This window comes from Halorubrum sp. Ea8 (assembly GCF_002252925.1).
Taxonomy (GTDB): domain Archaea; phylum Halobacteriota; class Halobacteria; order Halobacteriales; family Haloferacaceae; genus Halorubrum.
On sequence record NZ_NHPF01000157.1, the window covers coordinates 1 to 18,182 of the forward strand.

An 18,182-nucleotide genomic window follows, 5' to 3' on the forward strand; every position below is an offset into this window, starting at 1 on the left:
CGGGGACGGGCGCGATGGACGGCGACCGAGACGCCGTCCGGTTCGGTCGCGTCGGGCGGGAGTACGTGAGCGCGCCGCCGACGTCTCCGGCGAAGCCCTACGAGTACGTCGACGCCGTCGAGCGCCTCGCCGCGACGGTCGAGGCGGGGTCGCCCTCGCGGGCGGGCGGGCGTCGGGGCGCCCACGTCGTCGCCGTCTGCAACGCGATCGAGGCGGCCGCCGAGGGGGACGGACCGGTCGCCGTCGACGACTGCGGGGCGACCGCCGACCCGCCGCCGGCGCCGGTCGTCAGGCCGGCGTCGGACGGGTGTAATACGGGCACCGGGGTCGAGGGGACGCCGGGCGCCGCCGCGATCCGCCTCCCGCCGGTCGGCTTCGGCTGCTCGCGCTACCGCGACGGGGAGTACGTCGAGCGCGCCGACTCGATCGCGACCGCGCTCGACGCCGGCTACCGCCTCCTCGACTCCGCCGAGCTGTACGGCAACGAACACCGGATCGGGGAGCTGCTCGCCGCGCCGGGCGCGCCCGACCGGGAGCGGGTGTTCCTGCTCGGGAAAGCGTGGCGCACCAACCACCGCCGGGAGCGCCTGCTCGCCGCCTGCGCGGGCAGCCGCGAGGAGCTCGGGATCGACGCATTCGACTGCTACGCGCTCCACTGGCCATCGGCGCTCGAACACCGGGGGGAGCTGAGCCGGCTCGCCGAGGAGCCGGTCGAGCGACAGGAGGCGCTCGCCTTTCCCGAGGACGCGGACGGCGAGCTCGCGACCGACGACGTGTCGCTGGCGACCGCGTGGGAGAACCTGGAGGCCGTTTACGAGAGGGGATGGGCCCGGACGCTCGGGGTCTGTAACGTCTCGCGGGCGCAGCTGGAGACGGTGCTGGAGACCGGCGACGTCGACCCGGCCTTGGTGCAGGTGGAGCGACACCCCTACCGCCCTCGGACCGGTCTCGTCGACTGCTGTCACGAGCGCGGAATTCGGGTGGTCGCGCACTCGCCGCTGTCGGCGCCCGGCCTCCTCGACGAACCCGTGCTGGACGCGATCGGCACGGATCGGGGTCTCTCGCCGGCCGCGGTCGTCGTCGCGTGGAACGCCTCGCGAGGGGTCGTCCCGATTCCGTCCAGCACCACGGAATCGCACGTCGTCTCGAACCTGGCCGCCGGGAGCGAGCGGCTGACCGCCGACGAGCTCGCGCGGATCGACGCCCTGCGCGACCCCGACTTCGAGCGGTAGGGCGCCGGAGTCGATCGCCCTCGTCCGCTCGGGCGGTATTTCTATGTGACAGAAGTCCATGTGTGTAATATGGCAACAACCAAGTCGCAGCGGCCCGCGGTCGACATCGGCTCGCTGAACGGCCTCCACTGGGTGGGTATCGTCGCGGCGCTGGTCTCCGCCGCCGTCCACCTCTTTCTCGGCGTCAGGATGTTCCCCTCGCCGATGGGTATCAGCTTCGTCCTCGCGGGGCTCGGCTTCGTCGGTGGCGTCACCCTCCTCGCGATCGACTACCGCCGACGGACGGTGTACGCGGTCGGGATCGCTTTCACCCTCGTCCAGATCGTCTTATGGTACGTCATCAACTTCGCGGGCGGGACGAAGTCGTTCCCGGCCGACGTCGGGACGCTCGGCGGCGTCGACAAGGTCGCGCAGGTCGTGTTGATACTCGTTCTGGTCGCCCTGCTGCGCCGGTAGCCGTGGCGGACCGCGAGCGCCGACGGCGACGCGAGCACGCCGTCGCGATCAGCGACGCGCTCCCCGACGGCTCGGCCGTCGACGCGGGCGTAAACGCGACCGTTCGGCGCGTAAACGTATCCCCGGGCGGCGGACCCCTCGCGGGCCCGGTCGCGACCGGAGGTGGCGTGTAGATGGCCGAGATCCGCCGTCGACGCTCCGTTCGCGTCGGGATCGGTTTCGGGCTCCCGCTCCTCGCCGCACTCACGCTCGCCGCGCTCCTCCTGCGGCTGTTCCCCGCGGACGCGATGGGCCGCTGGGGACTCTCGCCCGCCGTCGTCGCCGGCCTCTGTTGGGCCGGACAGCTCTGGTACGTCGGGTACGGGCTCGATCCGGAGGGGCTGACCGGCGGCTTCTGGCGACAGCTGTTCGGACTGGCGAACGCGGTCACGCTCGTTCGCGGGGCGCTGTACGCGGTCGTCGCCGGATTCGTCGTCGCGCCGCCGGAGACGGCGCTCGCGTGGGTGCCGGCGCTGTGTTACGGGACCGGCGTCGCCCTCGACAACCTCGACGGGAGCGTCGCTCGAACGGTCGGGCGGGAGACCGAGGTCGGCCGCCGGCTCGACATGGCGTTCGACACCTTCGGATTCGTCGCCGCGCCGCTCGTGGCGGTGTTGTGGGAGCTACTCCCGATCTGGTACCTCTCGATCTCCGCCGCGCGCTACGTCTTCCGCGGGGCCGTGTGGCTGCGGCGCGTCCGCGGGCTCCCCGTCGGCGACCTGCCCGACAGCGACCTCGGCAAGTACCTCGCGGGCGTCCAGATGGTCTTCGTGACGGTCGCGCTCGTCCCGCCGGTGCCGACCGACGTCGTTCGGACCCTCGCGCCAATCGTCCTCGCGCCGTCGCTGGCGGTGTTCGCGCGCGACTACCTCGCCGTCAGCGGTCGACTCCCGTCTCGCCGGTGAGAAAGCAGACGGTCACGAGTACTCCAGGATGACTTGGACCGCCGCGTCGGGTTCCGAGTCGAGCAGTTCGTACGCTTCCGGCGCGCGCTCGAAGGGGATCCGGTGGGTGATGAGCTCGGCGGCGGGGATCGCGTCGATCCGGTCGAGCGCCGCCTCCATGCGGCGGTCGCGGTCCCACCGCCCGCGCAGCTCCGGGCTGATCGTCGACACCTGACTGGAGACGATGTCGATGCGGTCCCGGTGGAACCGCCCGCCGAGGTCGATCGGCTCGCGCTTGGTCCCGTACCACGAGCCGACGACGATCCGCGCGTCGTAGCCGACGACCCCGATCGCGTCGTCGAGCGCGCTCGGCTGGCCGGACAGCTCGACCGCGAGGTCCGCGCCCCCGATGGCGGAGTCCCCGGCGAGGTCGACGGCGCCGAGTTCGGCCGGCGTCGTCGTCCGGTCGGCGCCGAACGCAGCGGCGAGCGTTCGGCGGCGCTCGATCGGGTCGACCACGACGAGCGACTCCAGCGGAAAGTCGGCCAGCAGGCGGACGACGCAGAGTCCGATCACCCCGGCGCCGAACACCACGACCCGCTCTCCGAGACGGGGGGCGGCGTCGAGGACGATGTTCGTCGCGGTCTCCACGGAAGGGAGGAGCGAGCCGGCGGCCGGCGTCGTCTCCGGCGGGAGCGCGACGACCGAGTCGGGGGTCGCGCGGAAGCGCGTCTGGTGGGGGACGAACGCGAACACCGACCGGCCGACCCACTCCGAGTCGACCTCGGCGCCGACCTCGCGGACGACGCCGCTCGCGGCGTAGCCGTACCGGAGCGGGTACGAGAGGTCGCCGTCGAGCGCGTCGAGCGCCTCGTCCGCCGGGAGATCCGCCGGCGTCTGGTCGCGGTACACGAGCAGCTCCGTCCCGGCGCTGATCGCCGACGCGCGGGTCTCGACGAGCAGCTCGTCGTCCGCCGGCGGTCCGACCGTCGCCTCGCGCACCTCGACGGTCTCCGGGGCCGTGAAGTAGAGCGCGGCGTCGGTCATCGGGTCGCGGACCCGGTCCGGTCGCGGGCGACGCCCGAGCGAGGCCACGGGCTTCGGCTCGGCTGGTGGCGTAACACGTGGATCCCCACGCACTGTGCGATGTTAAGTCCTCGCGCCGTCCGACGGGTCAGACCCGGAGGTAAGCGAGCGGATCGGCGTCGACGGCGCGAAAGAGAGACGGTCGATCGGAAAGCGAACGACTGCGACGGCGGCGGTCCGTCAGCGACGCCTAGCGGATGACGTCGAGGCCGTTGTTCCGCTCGGTCTGCTCGGTGCCGCCGTCGGACTCCCAGCCCCGGTCGGCGCCGCCGGAGGCCGTCGCGCCGGCCGTGCCGTTCGCCTCGGCGGCGCGCGAGCGCGAGTCGCCGAGGTCCTCGGCTCCGGCCGCGGCGCGGGACTTGTCGGCCTGCTTCTGGGTCGACGGGCCGAGCACCTGCGCGCTCTGGACGCCCGTCATGATCGCCATGACGCGGACCTTCCCCTTGTACTCGTCCTGAATTCGGGCGCCCCAGATCACGTTGGCGTTCGCCTCCAGCCGCTCGGTGATGTTGTTCGCGATCCCCTCGGCCTCCTTCAGCGTGAGGTCCGGACCGCCCGTGATGTGGACGAGCCCGCCGGAGGCGCCGCGGTAGTCGACGTCCAGGAGCGGGTGGTTCATCGCGTCGTTGACCACTTCCTGGGTCTTGTTCTTGTCCTGGGTCTCGCCGACGAGCATGACGGCCACGCCGCCCTGGTTCATGATGGTGGACATGTCGGCGTAGTCCAGGTTGATGAGGCTCGGCTGGGTGATCGTCTCGGAGATCCCCTTCACCGTCTCCGCGATGATCTGGTCCATCACGGAGAACGCCTTCCCGATCGGCAGGTTCGGCACGTAGTCGAGCAGCCGGTTGTTGTCGAGGACGATGATCGAGTCGGCCTCGTTGCGGAGGGTCTCTAAGCCCTCCTCGGCCTTCACGGTGCGGGCGCGCTCGACGTTGAACGGCGTCGAGACCATTCCGACGACGATGGCGCCCTGCTCTTTGGCGATCTTCGAGACGACCGGCGCCGCGCCGGTGCCGGTGCCGCCGCCCATTCCGGCCGTGACGAAGACGAGGTCGGCGTCGCCGAGCACCTCCTTGATCGTCCCCTGGGCCATCTCGGTGGCGCGCTCGCCCATCTTGGGGTCGCCGCCGGCGCCGAGCCCCTGCGTGAGCGACTTGCCCACGAGGATCTTGGTGTCGGCCTCGACCATCTTGAGGTGCTGTTTGTCCGTGTTGATCGCGACGGTGTCGGCGCCGTCCACGCCGATGTTGTACAGCCGGTTGATCGTGTTGTTTCCGGCGCCGCCGGCACCGACGATGACGATCCGGGGGTCCCCGAACTCGTCGTCGTCCATATCGACGGAGTCCATGTCGCGCTTCTCCGCTTCCGCGTTGTCGAGGGCGTCCTGAACGAGATCTTGCATCAGTTCACACCTTCGCCCAGTTGCGGTTGCGGCCGCGCTCGTCGCGCTCGCCGTCCTGTTCGTTCAACATGTCGCGAACGGCCGACCGGATCGCCTCGCTCCGGTTCGGGAACTCGCCCGTTTCGACCATCTGTTCGACCTCGTCTATCTGCTGTTTCGGGATTCGTAGTGTCACACGCTCCATTGGTATTCCCCCGGTAAGACGGCGAGCACGCGACGCGTGTGTCTTACAGCGACGAATCGCCCGTCGACGGGATCATCCCCGCCGCGGACGGCCGCTGTAAGACGACCGTCTTACGCAGTTCAATTCACCGAGTCTACCAATATAAAGCTATCGCCGAGTGTAAGACAACCACCCGAAGAGACGAATTCGGCCGACTGGCGGCCTGAGTCAGGCGTTACCTATCATTTAACACGTCTGCGGCGGGGGTCCGCCGACCGCAGCCGGGGCAGAACGCCCAGTCGGTCCGCAGCTCGTCGCCGCACTCGCAGAACGCCCGGTGAGACTGCTTTTCTCCGCAGTTCGGACAGTACACGTGTTCTTCAGGGACGTTCTCTCCGCAGCCGCCGCAGGCGTTTTCGCCAGCGTTCGCGCTCGCCGGCGTCTTACGCGTCTCCGTCTCAGCGTCCGCCGACGTCTCACGTGTCACACGCGTGTCGGCGGCGTCGGCGTCAGGGGCGTCGAGAGAGACGTTCACGTTGACCTCGGCCGGGTTCCCCGACGCATACGTCGCGTCGGACGGAGCGCGCCGTCCGCCGAGGCGGTCGTCCAACGCGGCGTCGAGCCGCTCCGCGATGAGGTCGTCGACGCGGTCTGCCAGCGCGGCGCCGACCGTCTCCTCGGCCGTCGGACCCGCGTCGGGAGCAGTCGCCTCCTCGGCGTCGTCGAGGTGGGTGCGGAGGGCCTCCCGCATCACCTCGCTCTTGGAGGCGTCACACGCTTCCAGCCGCTCGACGAGGTCGTCGTCGGCCCGGAAGGTGATCTTACTCATACGGACGCCATATCGACCGTACTACAAGTATCTTCCCCCCGATATCGGACGGTAGCCGCGAGACGTTTCAGCCCCCGGAAACGAGCGCGCCGAGCCGCCGCGGTCGGCGAAAATCATGTCACATGGTCACACGTGTGTCTGACGCAGATTTATACGGCCCGCGTGGGCATACGTGTGTATATGAGTAACCGCGTCGAGGACCTCGAACGACAGGTCGCGGAGCTGCAAGCGGCGGTCAACGGGCTCACCGAGGAGCTGGTCGAAATGAAGGAACGCGTCCGACAGCTCGAGGACGCCCAAGAGGTGTCCGTACGGGCGGACGCCGCGACCGAGGAGGCGCGGGAGACGGCCGAACCGGCCGAGGAATCGACAGAGTCCGCCGGCGGCGAGACGCGGACCCACTCCGACGACCACGTCGAGGTCGTCGAGCGGACCGACGACGGGAGCGCGTCGACCGGCGGCGAGGGCGACGACGACATGGTCGTCCCCGAGCAGGAGGCGACGACGCCGGACGCCGAGGCCGGCGGGGCGGAGGGAGAGAGCGACGACGAGGAGTCGGACAGCGACATCATCGTCGCGTAATCCGACCTCGCACTCCCGCGTCACATGCACATTACGGAAGTCGTTTTGGACGGATTCAAGAGCTTCGGGCGGACGACGAGGATCCCCTTTTACGACGATTTCACGGTCGTCACGGGACCGAACGGCTCCGGGAAGTCGAACATCATCGACGGAGTCCTCTTCGCGCTCGGATTGGCGCGCACCCGCGGGATCAGAGCGAAGAAGCTCACCGACCTGATCTACAACCCCGGTCACGACGACGGCGACGGGACCGGGGGCCCGAACGAGGCGTCGGTGACCGTCGTGCTCTCGAACGAGGACGGGGCCTTAGACCGGTCGCAGGTCGTCTCCGCGGCCGGCACGGAGAACGTGGGCGACGTCTCCGAGATCACGATCAAGCGCCGCGTCAAGGAGACCGAGGACAACTACTACTCGTACTACTACCTCAACGGACGCTCGGTGAACCTCTCCGACGTGCAGGACCTGCTCGCGGCCGCCGGCGTGACGCCCGAGGGGTACAACGTCGTGATGCAGGGCGACGTCACCGAGATCATCAACATGACCCCCTACCAGCGGCGGGGGATCGTCGACGAGATCGCGGGCGTCGCCGAGTTCGACGAGAAGAAGGAGGCCGCCTACGAGGAGCTGGACACGGTCGAAGACCGGATCGGCGAGGCGGACCTCCGCATCGGCGAGAAGCAGGACCGGCTCGACCGGCTGTCCGACGAGCGCGAGACCGCCCTCCAGTATCAGGAGTATCGGGACGAGCTGGAGGAGTACCGCGGCTTCCTCAAGGCCTCCGAGCTGGAGGAGAAGCGGGAGGCCCTCGGCGACGTCGAGGACGACATCGACGACGCGGAGGCCGAGCTCGAAGAGCTCCGCGCGGAGCTCGACGCGAGACAGGGGAAGCTCACCCGCCTCGAGGAGGACCTGGCCGACCTCAACCACGAGATCGAGACGAAAGGCGAGGACGAGCAGATCCGGATCCGCTCGGAGATCGAGGAGGTCAAAGGCGAGATCTCCCGGCTCGATGACAAGATCGAGGCGGCCGAGGAGCGCGCCGCGGAGGCCGAGACGGAGCGGCGCGACGCCTTCGTCCAGATCGACCGGAAGGAGGAGACGATAGCGGACCTCGAAGGCGAGATCCGCGAGGCGAAAGTCGAGAAGGCCTCGGTCAAGTCCGAGATCGCGACGAAGCGGTCCGATCTCGCCGACGTCGAGGCCGAGATAGAGGGCGCCGACACCGAGTTCGACGAACTCAAAGCCGAGCTCGCCGACAAGAAAGAGGAGATCGAGTCGCTTCGCGAGGCGAGAAACGAGACGCAGCGCGAGAAGGACCGCCTGCTCGACGAGGCGCGCCGGCGCTCGAACGCGGTGAGCGAGGCGCGGACCGACCTGGAGGAGGCCCGCGAGTCGATACCGGAGCACAAGGCGCGGATATCCGAACTCCGCAGCGAGCTCGACAAGGCCGAGAAGAACGAGGAGAAGATCGAGGAGGTCGTCGCGGACCTCTTCTCGGAGAAGGCCGAACGGAGCGAGGACCTGGAGGCGGTCGAAGCGGACCTCCGGGAGAAGCAGAACGAGTACGCGAAGCTGGAGGCGGCCGCCGACGAGCGCGGCGATACCTCGTGGCCGCGGGCGGTGACCGAAGTGAAGAACGGCGGCATCGACGGGGTCCACGGCGCGGTCGGCGAGCTTGGCTCGGTCGAGGCCGAGTACGCGGAGGCGTGCGAGACGGCCGCCGGGGGGCGGCTCGCGAACGTCGTCGTCGACGACGACGGCGTCGGGTCGACGTGTATCGACTACCTCAAGCGGCGGAACGCGGGCCGGGCGACGTTCCTCCCCATCACGGAGATGGACGACCGGAGCCTCCCGCGGAAGCCCTCGCTGCCGGGCGTCGTCGACTTCGCGCGGAACCTCGTCGACTACGACGGCAGGTACGCCTCGATCTTCTCGTACGTGCTCGGCTCGACGCTCGTCGTGGAGGACATGGCCACCGCCCGCGAGCTGATGGGCGACTACCGGATGGTCACGCTCGACGGCGACCTCGTCGAGAAGTCCGGCGCGATGACGGGCGGCTCCGGCGGCGGCTCGCGGTACGCGTTCACGAAGTCCGGCGGCGGGAAGCTCGAACGGCTCGCGACGGAGATAGCGGAGCTGGAGGACGAGCGGCAGTCGCTGCAGTCGGAGATCGACGACCTCGAGGGCGACGTCGACGACGCGCGCGACCGGAAGGCCGACGCCGCCGAGCGCGTCCGGTCGCTTGAGGCCGACGTCGAGCGCGCCGAGGACGAGCTGGCGGACGCCGAGGAGCGCATCGACGAGGTGGAGACCGAGCTCGAGGAGCTGGAGGCCGAACGCGAGTCGGTCGACGCGGAGATGAGCGAGCTCGACGCGGAGCTCGACGAGCTCGATACGGAGATAGCGGAGTTAGCGTCCGAGATCGAGGAGATCGAGGCGGAGCTCGCCGACTCGAAGATCCCGGAGCTCTCCGAGCGCGCCGACGAGATCCGCGCCGAGATATCCGACCTGGAGGACCGGATGAGCTCGCTCGACGGGCGGCAGAACGAGCTGGAGCTGGAGAAGGGGTACGCCGAGGACGCCGTCGACGAGCTCCACGACACCGTCGAGGAGGCACAGAATCGGAAGGCCGAGGCCGAAGAGCGGGTCGCCGAGCACGAGGCCGCGATCGAGGAGCGGGAGGCCGACCTCGCGGAGAAGAAGGAGGCGATCGCCGACCTCGAATCGGAGCTCACGGAGCTGAAGGCCGACCGCGAGGACCTCCGCGAGGAGATCAAGGCGGCGACCCGCGAGCGAGACGAACAGCGCGCGCTCGTCTCGGAGGCGGAGTCCGACCTGGACGATCTGACGGACCGCCGGGACCGACTGGAGTGGGAGATCGACGAGCTGGAGTCGCAGGTCGGCGAGTACGACGCCGGCGAGATCCCCGACCTCGGCGAGGTCGAGTCGCGGATCGAGGAGCTGGAGGCCGAGATGGAGGCGTTAGAGCCCGTCAACATGCTCGCGATCGACGAGTACGACGAGGTGCAGGAGGCGCTCGACCAGCTCCAGGAGCGCCGGGACGTGCTCGTCGAGGAGCGCGACGCGATCGAGGAGCGCATCGAGGGGTACGAGGCGGCGAAGAAGGAGACGTTCATGCAGACGTTCGAGTCGATCAACGACCACTTCGAGGAGATCTTCGCGCGCCTCTCGGCCGGCAGCGGCGAGCTCCTCTTGGAGAACCCCGAAGACCCCTTCGAGGAGGGGCTGACGATGAAGGCGCAGCCCGCGGACAAGCCGGTCCAGCGGCTCGACGCGATGAGCGGCGGCGAGAAGTCGCTGACCGCCCTCTCGTTCATCTTCGCCATTCAGCGGCACAACCCGGCGCCGTTCTACGCGCTCGACGAGATCGACGCGTTCCTCGACGCGGTCAACGCCGAGCGCGTCGGCGAGATGATCGAGGAGCTGGCCGCGGACGCGCAGTTCGTCGTGGTCGGCCACCGCTCGGCGCTGTTGGAGCGCTCCGACCGCGCCATCGGCGTCACGATGCAGGGCGACAACCTCTCTGCGGTCACCGGGATGCAGTTCGGCGACGATCGCGACGGCGACGGGGAGGTGACCGCGGATGACTGAGCCGCCGGAGTCGGCGGGCGCGGGCGGCGGATCCGGCGACCACGTCCCGGACCTGGACCTGACGAGCGAGCGGGACGGCTCGGCGCGAGACGGAGCGATGCCGGAGACGCCCGGAGGAGACGGGGCCGCGACGGGCGACGGCGAGTCGAGGGACGGTGCCGCCGGCGACGAGGCGGACGGCGGGGAGTCCGGGGACCCCGGCGAGGACGGGAAAGTCGAGCCCGTCGAGCTCCTCGTCCAGCTCGCCGAGGAGGGCGAGATCGAGCCGTGGGACATCGACATCGTGCAGGTGACGGACGCCTTCTTAGAGCGGCTCGACGAGACGGACCTCCGGACGACGGGGCGGGCGCTGTTCTACGCCAGCGTCCTGTTGCGGATGAAGAGCGACGGCATGCTGGCCGACGACGACGAGGACGAGGAGCCCGAGCCGGAGCCGTGGGAGGTCGCGATGGAGGGCGGCGCGCCGGACCCCGCCGCCGACGACTTCGATCCGGTCAGCGAGCTGGAGGCGGAGATGGACCGACGCCTCGACCGGAAGAGCACCCGGGGATCGCCGGAGACGCTCGACGAACTGGTCCGGGAGCTCCGCGAGGCCGAGCGCGGATCGTGGTGGAAGGACTCCCGCGAGTACGACACCTCTGAGTCGCCGCACGGGTACGACCGCGGCACGCAGACGCTCGACTACCACACGGGCGACGAGTTCCGGCGCGACGGGGAGCCGACCGCGGGCGAGGCGACCGACCGCACCCACGACGAGGATATCGAGGAGGTGATAGTGGAGATCGACAACGCCCTCCGGACCCACTTCGACCGCGGGCGCACGGAGGTGCTGTTCGGGGAGATCGAGAGCGCGGGCGGACGCCCCTTCATGACGTACCTCGCGCTGCTGTTCATGGCCCACCGCGGGTCGGTCCGCCTCCAGCAGGACGACCTGTTCGGCGACCTGTGGGTGAAAGACCCCGCGGCGATGACCGGGGAGTCGGAAGCGATCGCGGACTAGTACGTTTTCGAGAGCGGTGCCGATTCTGGATTCTGTGGTGATCATTTATAATCAGATGAAGCGGTGGCGCGTGCCTGCGAGCGCCCCTTGGGCGCGAGTCAGCACGCGCGAGGGAGTCGCTGGCTCCCGAAGCGAAGCGGAGGGTGCCAGCGACGAGGCTGGGGAGGCGTGAGGCTGCAGTTGCGGGGCGGGATTCAAAGGGGCAAGTCGCGAGGTGGACGCAGGCGACGTAAGGACCGCAGGGAGCGTGCGTCCCCCTCGCGACTGGGGCTTTAGCGGTGTTCTCCGTCGATCCGGAGTTAGCGATTTATAAGTAGTCGCCGAGCAGCGGCTCGACGCGCTCCTGCGTTTCCTCGGGGATCGCCTCGGTCGGCGTGTTGACGGTGCCTTCGAGGGAGGTGTGAGCGTCGCACTCCAGGTCGTCCGGGAGCGTCCGAACGGCCTCCTCGACGGCGGCCTTGATCGCCTCCTGGTTCTGCTCGGCGTTCTCGAGGACCTCTTCGAGCGTCACCTCGCTGTCCTCCTTCCAGACGTCGTAGTCGGTGACGCCGGCGATCGTCGCGTAGGCGATCTCGGCCTCGCGGGCGAGTTTCGCCTCCGGGATCGCCGTCATGCCGACGAGATCCCATCCCTGCGACTTGTAGAACTCCGACTCCGCGCGCGTGGAGTACTGCGGGCCCTCAATGCAGACGTAGGTGCCGCCCTTCACGACGTCGGTGCCGGCGGGCGCGGCGGACTCGGCGGCCGCGGTGAGGTGGTCGACCAGCTCCGGGCTGTACGGGTCCGCGAACGGCTGGTGGACGACGACGCCGTCGCCGTAGAAGGAGAGGTCGCGGCGCTTGGTCCGGTCGTAGATCTGGTCGGGGACGACGAGGGTGCCGGGCTCCAGCTCCTCCTTGAGGCTCCCCACCGCGTTCGACGCAAAGACGTGGGTGACGCCGGCCTGCTTCAGCGCGTACATGTTCGCGCGGTACGGGAGGTCTGTGGGCGAGACGCCGTGCTCGGAGCCGTGCCGGGGGAGGAAGGCGACCTCCGTGCCCGTGTCGGCGAACTCGCCGATCGTGATCGCGTCGCTCGGCTCGCCGTAGGGGGTGTCGTACTCCACCTCGCGCACGTCGTTCAGGGGCAGCGCCTCGTAGATGCCGCTGCCGCCGATGAACCCGATGGTGCTCATACCCGGAGTCCGGCCGCTCGCTACTTATAGGAAGTGAACGCGGTCGACGGGGGCGTCGCCGAGAGCGAACCGACTCAGGCCGGCGTCGCCGTCTCCGCTTCGATCTCGGACTCAATCTCGGCCTCGATGAGGTCCCGCGTGTTCTCCAGGTGGGCCCTGAGCTGGCGTTCGTTGTACCGCCTCGCGACCGGCTCCAAGAGGCGGTCACGCAGCGAGTCGCCCATCTCGTACTCCGTCCGATGGAGGATCCGGGTCCCGTCGCCGCTCGCGACGTAGCGGTTGCGCGTTTCGCCGCGCATCCCGTCGCTGTCGATCGCGACCGCGATCTCCGCGTTCGGCTCGACGACGGTTAGCTCCATCTCCATCTCCGTCGCGATCCCGAGCAGCTTGTACGTCGTGCGCATCTCAGCGCCGGTCTCGGTCTCGCTCAGCACCTCGAAATCGCGCAGGCCGGCCATCGTTCGCGGCCAGTTCTCGGGGGCGCTGTTGAACGCGAAGACGCGTTCGACGGGCGCTGCGATCTCGATCTCGTACTCGAATGTTGTCATATTACTCAACTCGGTCGTCGAACCGAACGGTGCGGTACGCCGCCGGAACGGGTCTCGGAGCGGTCGCCTCGGTTGACTCCCTTATATAGGGGCGCTGAGATATTAAATAGGCGTTCACCACTTAGAGACCGTCTGCTCGCTGAGAACGCCCGAGACGAAGCTCAAAGCAGCCACCGCACCGCCGCCAGCGCGAGCGCGCTCACGACGAGCAGGTGGACGAGGACGGCGCCGACGGCGGCGCCGCCGACCTCGCGCATCTCGCGGAGCCGGATCGAGAGCCCGAGGCCGACGAACGCCAGCGTGAACAGCGCGTCCGACACGCGCCCGATCGACTCCAGCACGGCCGGCGAGAGGAGCCCGCTGTTCGCGATCGCGGCGACCGCGAGGAAGCCGAGGAGGAACTTCGGGAACTCCGCCCACAGCCGTCGGACGCCCGGGTCGGTCGCCGACCGCGCCGTGTACGCCAGCGAGTAGGCGACGGCGACGCCCCCCAACAGGGAGTTGCGCGCGAGCTTCGTCACGGTCGCCCACTGGCCCGCCTCCGGCGAGTGGGCGAACCCCGCAGCCGCGACGGGGCCGGTCGAGAACATGCTCACGCCGGCCCAGACGCCGAACTGGCGGCCGGTGAGCCCGAGCCACTCGCCGGCGATCGGGAACGCGACGAGCGTGACGGCGTCGAAGAGGAGCACGGTCGCCGCCGCGAACGTGATGGCGGTGCCGCGCGCGTCGAGCACGCGCCCGATCGCGACGACCGCGGAGACCCCGCAGATGCTCGCGCCCGCCGCCAGCAGCGAGGGCGTGGTCCCGTCGAGTCGGAAGAGCACGCGTGCGATCAGCTCGGCGAGGAGGAGCCCGCCGCCGACCGCGACGACGACCAGGCCGAGCACGGTCGGTCCCGCGGCGAGGAACTCCTCGACGACGACCGCGGCGCCGAGCAGGACGATCCCGGTCTCCAAGAACAGCTTGTCGACGCCGACGCCCGGTTTCGCGAGGTCGGGCGTCCCGACCGCGTTGCCGATGAGCGCGCCGAGCGCGACCGCGACGACGAGCGGCTGGAGCCCGTCGACCGCGCCGGCGATGAGGTGCGCGAGGAGCGCTCCGGCGGCCAGCAGCGCGAGACCGGGGACGAACGGCCGAGCGGCGTCGACGACGCGCATCAGAAGACGCCCGCGGCCTGTCCCGCGACGTGAGCGGCGACGATCCCCAGCCCGAGCGCGAGCGCCTGCCACCCCCGGTCGAGCGCGACCCACCGGTCGACGATCGGCGATCCGGTTCCGGGAGCGCCGTCGGCGTCGGCCGCTCCGTTCCCGGCGTCGCCCGTGCTATCGCCGGCGGTCCGCGGTCCGTCGGCGGCGTCCCGTGCCATGCCCGCGGGTCGGCGCGCTCGGTATTTATAAGAACGGACTCGGGCAGGGCACGCGCTCGACCCGGAACCGAAAGAGGCAGGTTCCGGGCGGTCGTTTCACGGACGCTCGGATGTCGACCACGCAGATCAAGGACCCGGTGCACGGCTACGTTGAGCTGCCGGACGCGCTCGTCGACGGCGTCCTCGACACCCGGCCGTTCCAGCGGCTGCGGTACGTCCGCCAGCTCTCGGCGACGCACCTCGTCTACCCCGGAGCGAACCACACGCGGTTCGAGCACTCGCTCGGCGTCTACCACCTCGGCCGCACCGTGTTCGAGAACCTCCGCAGGCAGTCGTACTTCGCGCAGGGCGCGACGACCGACGAGCTGGAGGAGATCCAACGCACGCTGGAGTGCGCCTGCCTGCTCCACGACGTCGGCCATCCGCCCTTCTCGCACCTCTCGGAGGGGTTCCTCGACGAGGGCGTCCTCCGCGAGCGAGTCGACGCCGCCGGGCTGGTGGACGCCTTCGACCGGGCCGGCGTCGGCGGCGCGCCGCTCCGGTCGGCGAGCCCGCACGAGCTGCTCGGCTGCGTCCTCATAATCGAGGAGTACGGGGACGCCCTGCGCTCGTTCGACGTCGACCCCGTCGAGGTGTGCGCGTACGTCCTCGGCTACAGCCTCGCGTACGAGCGCGGCGCGCCCTGGCAGTACGGGGTCGGCGCGCAGCTGCTGCACTCCCCCATCGACGTCGACCGGCTCGACTACATCACCCGCGACAACCGCATGACCGGCGCGGGCGTGTTGAGCTTCGATGTCGACCGGATGGTCGACGCCTACACGGCCCACCCCGAGGAGGGGCTCGCGCTCACCGAGAAGGCGCTCTCGACGATCGGTAACTACCTCGAGGGCCGGATCGCGCTGTACATGTGGGTCACACAGCATCACAAGGCCGTCTACGCGAACCGGCTCCTCCAGGAGCTGCTCGGCGAGTACGAGCGCGTGACCGGCGAGAGCCCGGTGACCGTCGACGGGGTCCTCTCGCGGGAGTTGGACGACAACGCCGTGCTCGAACGCCTTCGGACCGCCGCCCGCGAACACCCCGATTCGACGCTCGCGTCGATGTACGACCGGTTCCGCGGGCGGCGCTTCCCGGCCACGTGTTGGAAACACCGGATCGCACTCGCCGACCGGATCGGCGGGGACCTCACGGGTGAGGCCGGCGCCGGTCTCGACGAGTTCACGGCGTGGCTCACCGAGGGCGACGACCGGCTGGAGCGGCTCCTCGCCGACGCGCTCGACGTCCCGGTCCACGAGGTGTGGATCGACCGCTCGTACGTGCCCGCGTACGACCCCGACGAGCTGGAGGACATCCCCATCGCCTACGGTGGAACGACCCGGTCGGTCGGCGACTGGGGGCTGTACGGCGACCGCGCGTTCGACGTGCCCATCCCCTTCGTGTTCGTCCCCGACGGGACGAAGCGGCGGGCGATCCGCGTGCTCAGGGAGGCGTTCGAGCGGGAGGTCGAGGAGCGGAAGCACGCGTAGCCGGAGCGACGAGGGGGTCCGGGGCGGAACTCGTCGGTGCTCGCGTCAGTCGTCGGCTTCGGCGGGGACGCGGTCGTCGGCGTCGTCGTCCTCGGGAGCGTCGTCGCCCTCGGCCTCCGCGGCGTCGTCGGCCTCTGCGTCCTCGTCGTCGACGCGCGGGAAGTGCTCGATCGTCGCCTCGCGGAACGCCGCCTCGTCGAACTCGTGGTCGGCGTCGAAGAAGTCGAGGACCGTCTGCACGTCGGTCATCGCGTTCTTCAGCGCGGTCGAGGCGCCGGGCGAGGGGGTGATGTTGAACAGGACGCCGTCGCCGGTGATCTTCGCCTCGCCCATGTCGAGCTCTCTGTTCTCCGTGTCGACGATCTGGGGGCGCACGCCGCCGTACCCCTTCGCGCGCTCGATGTCGTCGGCGTCGACGCTCGGCACGACCTTCTGAACGTCCGGCAGGAACGCGCGCTTGCCGATCTCGGGGATGTCGTACACGAGGTTGCGCACGACGTAGGGGAACAGGATGCGGTCCGAGAGGATGTCGACGTAGCTCAGGACCGACGCGGGCGAGAAGCCGAACACGTCGGCGAAGTCGCTCACGGTGGAGAGCTCGCCGCGCTCGAGCGCGGGGACGAGCTTCGCCGTCGGGCCGAACCGAGTGACGCCGTCGTCGTGGACGTCGGCGTCGCCGTGGACCGCCGCGAACGGGAGCTTCTTCATCTGGAGCGTGTACACCTTCCCGTTCAACAGGTCGTCGGCGAGGAAGAAGCTCCCCGCGACCGGCAGCAGGGACATGTCCTCGCCGTATCCCATCTCCTTGGCGAACTGGAGGCTGTGGGAGCCGGCGGCGACGACGACCGCGTCGGCCTCGAAGTCGCCGTCGCCGGTCTCGACGGCGAACCCGTCGCGGCCCTCGTCGACGCTCTCGACCGCGGTGCCGAGGTGGACGGAGACGCCGTCCTCTGCGCGGGCGTCCTCGACGAACGACTTCGCGACCGCGCCGTAGTCGACGACGTAGCCGTCGGGGGTCTGGAGCGCCGTGAGCCGGGTGTCCGGGTCGCGGCCCTCGACGACCTTCGGCTCCAGCTCCGCGATCTCCTCGCGGCCGATCTCGCGGAGCTTCGGGAAGAGGTCGCCGAACCCGTTCTCGTGGTAGCGCTCCTCCAGCTTCTCGGCCTCCTCGTCGCCGACGCCGAGCACCATCTTGCTCCGCTTGCTGTGCATCTCGCGGTCGGGGTCGGTCCCCTCGAGGTAGCCGGCGAGCAGCTCCGCGCCCTCCTTGACCTCTTCGGCCTTCTCTAAGGTGTAGTTCGTCTCGATGTCCCCGAAGTGGAGGGTCTGTGAGTTGTTCGTGCGGTGGGAGTTCACCGCCGCGATCTCCCGCTCCTTCTCGACCAGCGTGACGTCGTCGACGTCGGTGAACTTCGCGACCGCGTATAAGAGCGACGCCCCGCTGATACCGCCGCCGACGATGACCAGGTCAGTGTGTTCGGACATGCGTGATGAAAGCTCACTCCGCGAGACGGACTCGTCCGTTAACGGTCTTGCTATTCTCGGCGCTAATCCGCCGTCAGAGGGGCTACAGTCGTCGTTTTAGAGGTTCGACGAACGTCGAACAGCTCGGGCGCCCCCGGAGGGCGACCGTCGGGCTATCCCTCGTCGCGAGCTGTTCGGTATCGATTCCGGAGCCGGGCGAACAGCGCCCGGCCGGTATCGGTCCGCAGGCGGGGCTCTGTCGTCGCGAAGAACTCGTCGAGGTCGTCGTACTCGCGGAACGCGTCCGGCTCGCCGTCGGCGGGGTCGTACCGGTCGCCGCGCTCGTAGATCACCGCCTGCAGGCAGACGTCGAGGAGGTCGCACTCCTTCGCCAGTATCGCCTCCGGCGAGTCGCGGGCCTCGTACGACTCCCACGCGTCGCGGACGCGGTCGGGGAGCGGTCCGGCGAGGTCGGCCATCGCCTCGCGCTCGGCGGCCTCCTTGGCCGCGGGATCCGCCGAGTCAGCGGTCGAGTCGGCCCGGGTCGCGACGTCGCCCGTCTCGGCCTCGGCGACGTCGTGGACCACGGCGAGCCGGAGCGCGCGGTCGAGGTCGAGCCCGGGGAGATCCTCGCGGAATCGGTCGCCGAGCGCCAAGACGAGGTAGGCGACGCCCCACGCGTGCGCGGCCACCGACTCGGGGTCGCCGACGCCGCGGAGCTGCCAGCCCGTGCGCCGCTCGTCCTTGAGCGCGTAGGCGTCGAGGAGGGCGTCGATCGCGGGCTCAGCGTCCGATTCCGGGTCGTCTCCGGCCATC

Annotated in this window: 17 protein-coding genes; 7 read left to right on the forward strand and 10 right to left on the reverse strand. The window is 69.7% G+C overall.

The genetic code is table 11. The annotated features are described in order from the left end of the window. From DJ74_RS17665 to DJ74_RS17675, 3 genes are all read left to right on the forward strand, one after another. Positions 1-1,232 (forward strand): aldo/keto reductase (locus DJ74_RS17665; protein ID WP_141212756.1); only part of this gene is annotated, 1,232 nt, incomplete at its 5' end. A gap of 69 nt (positions 1,233-1,301) precedes the next feature. Next, the gene (locus DJ74_RS17670; protein WP_094524859.1) at positions 1,302-1,688 is read left to right on the forward strand and encodes a hypothetical protein; all 387 of its coding nucleotides are present in this window, start codon (positions 1,302-1,304) and stop codon (positions 1,686-1,688) included. A 173-nt stretch (positions 1,689-1,861) separates the two neighbouring features. Further along, complete coding sequence (locus DJ74_RS17675; protein ID WP_094528130.1) at positions 1,862-2,632, forward strand: CDP-alcohol phosphatidyltransferase family protein; 771 nt, start codon at positions 1,862-1,864, stop codon at positions 2,630-2,632. Positions 2,633-2,644: 12 nt separating this feature from the next. Here the strand turns inward: DJ74_RS17675 and DJ74_RS17680 are convergent, their stop codons facing one another. From DJ74_RS17680 to DJ74_RS17695, 4 genes are all read right to left on the reverse strand, one after another. After that, positions 2,645-3,658: a zinc-binding alcohol dehydrogenase gene (locus DJ74_RS17680; protein WP_094528173.1), complete on the reverse strand. Its 1,014-nt coding sequence runs from the start codon at positions 3,656-3,658 to the stop codon at positions 2,645-2,647. Positions 3,659-3,887: 229 nt separating this feature from the next. Continuing rightward, on the reverse strand, positions 3,888-5,102 hold the full coding sequence (gene ftsZ, locus DJ74_RS17685; RefSeq protein ID WP_094528131.1) for a cell division protein FtsZ: 1,215 nt from the start codon (positions 5,100-5,102) through the stop codon (positions 3,888-3,890). A 4-nt stretch (positions 5,103-5,106) separates the two neighbouring features. Continuing rightward, positions 5,107-5,286: a ribbon-helix-helix domain-containing protein gene (locus DJ74_RS17690; RefSeq protein ID WP_004595187.1), complete on the reverse strand. Its 180-nt coding sequence runs from the start codon at positions 5,284-5,286 to the stop codon at positions 5,107-5,109. Positions 5,287-5,500: 214 nt separating this feature from the next. Continuing rightward, the gene (locus DJ74_RS17695) at positions 5,501-6,094 is read right to left on the reverse strand and encodes a zinc ribbon domain-containing protein (protein WP_094524856.1); all 594 of its coding nucleotides are present in this window, start codon (positions 6,092-6,094) and stop codon (positions 5,501-5,503) included. Between the two features lie 180 nt (positions 6,095-6,274). On the opposite strand from DJ74_RS17695, the gene DJ74_RS17700 reads away from it, so the two are divergent. From DJ74_RS17700 to DJ74_RS17710, 3 genes are read left to right on the forward strand one after another with little or no spacing between them, the layout of a single operon-like run. Beyond that, positions 6,275-6,676 carry a hypothetical protein gene (locus tag DJ74_RS17700; protein ID WP_094524855.1) on the forward strand — a complete coding sequence of 134 codons (402 nt, stop codon included), beginning with the start codon at positions 6,275-6,277 and terminating at the stop codon, positions 6,674-6,676. A 24-nt stretch (positions 6,677-6,700) separates the two neighbouring features. Further along, positions 6,701-10,288: a chromosome segregation protein SMC gene (smc, locus tag DJ74_RS17705; protein WP_094528133.1), complete on the forward strand. Its 3,588-nt coding sequence runs from the start codon at positions 6,701-6,703 to the stop codon at positions 10,286-10,288. After that, a complete protein-coding gene (locus DJ74_RS17710) occupies positions 10,281-11,288 on the forward strand; it encodes a ScpA family protein (RefSeq protein WP_094528135.1) in 1,008 nt (335 codons plus the stop codon). The genes smc and DJ74_RS17710 overlap by 8 nt, the downstream gene beginning before the upstream one ends. A gap of 307 nt (positions 11,289-11,595) precedes the next feature. On the opposite strand, the gene mtnP is transcribed toward DJ74_RS17710, so the two are convergent. The 4 genes from mtnP to DJ74_RS17730 all read right to left on the reverse strand — a co-directional run bounded on the left by mtnP (position 11,596) and on the right by DJ74_RS17730 (position 14,376). Further along, a complete protein-coding gene (gene mtnP / locus DJ74_RS17715) occupies positions 11,596-12,462 on the reverse strand; it encodes an S-methyl-5'-thioadenosine phosphorylase (protein ID WP_094528137.1) in 867 nt (288 codons plus the stop codon). A 74-nt stretch (positions 12,463-12,536) separates the two neighbouring features. After that, complete coding sequence (locus tag DJ74_RS17720) at positions 12,537-13,010, reverse strand: SRPBCC family protein (RefSeq protein ID WP_094528139.1); 474 nt, start codon at positions 13,008-13,010, stop codon at positions 12,537-12,539. A 161-nt stretch (positions 13,011-13,171) separates the two neighbouring features. Further along, positions 13,172-14,167: a YeiH family protein gene (locus DJ74_RS17725; protein WP_094528141.1), complete on the reverse strand. Its 996-nt coding sequence runs from the start codon at positions 14,165-14,167 to the stop codon at positions 13,172-13,174. Then, positions 14,167-14,376: a hypothetical protein gene (locus DJ74_RS17730; protein WP_094525005.1), complete on the reverse strand. Its 210-nt coding sequence runs from the start codon at positions 14,374-14,376 to the stop codon at positions 14,167-14,169. The genes DJ74_RS17725 and DJ74_RS17730 overlap by 1 nt, the downstream gene beginning before the upstream one ends. 110 nt (positions 14,377-14,486) lie before the next feature. On the opposite strand from DJ74_RS17730, the gene DJ74_RS17735 reads away from it, so the two are divergent. Next, positions 14,487-15,902 carry an HD domain-containing protein gene (locus DJ74_RS17735; protein ID WP_094528143.1) on the forward strand — a complete coding sequence of 472 codons (1,416 nt, stop codon included), beginning with the start codon at positions 14,487-14,489 and terminating at the stop codon, positions 15,900-15,902. A gap of 45 nt (positions 15,903-15,947) precedes the next feature. On the opposite strand, the gene DJ74_RS17740 is transcribed toward DJ74_RS17735, so the two are convergent. Together DJ74_RS17740 and DJ74_RS17745 are read right to left on the reverse strand one after the other, a co-directional pair. Continuing rightward, the gene (locus DJ74_RS17740; protein WP_094528145.1) at positions 15,948-17,387 is read right to left on the reverse strand and encodes an FAD-dependent oxidoreductase; all 1,440 of its coding nucleotides are present in this window, start codon (positions 17,385-17,387) and stop codon (positions 15,948-15,950) included. Between the two features lie 152 nt (positions 17,388-17,539). After that, a complete protein-coding gene (locus DJ74_RS17745; protein WP_094528147.1) occupies positions 17,540-18,181 on the reverse strand; it encodes an HD family hydrolase in 642 nt (213 codons plus the stop codon). Position 18,182: the final 1 nt, after the last annotated feature.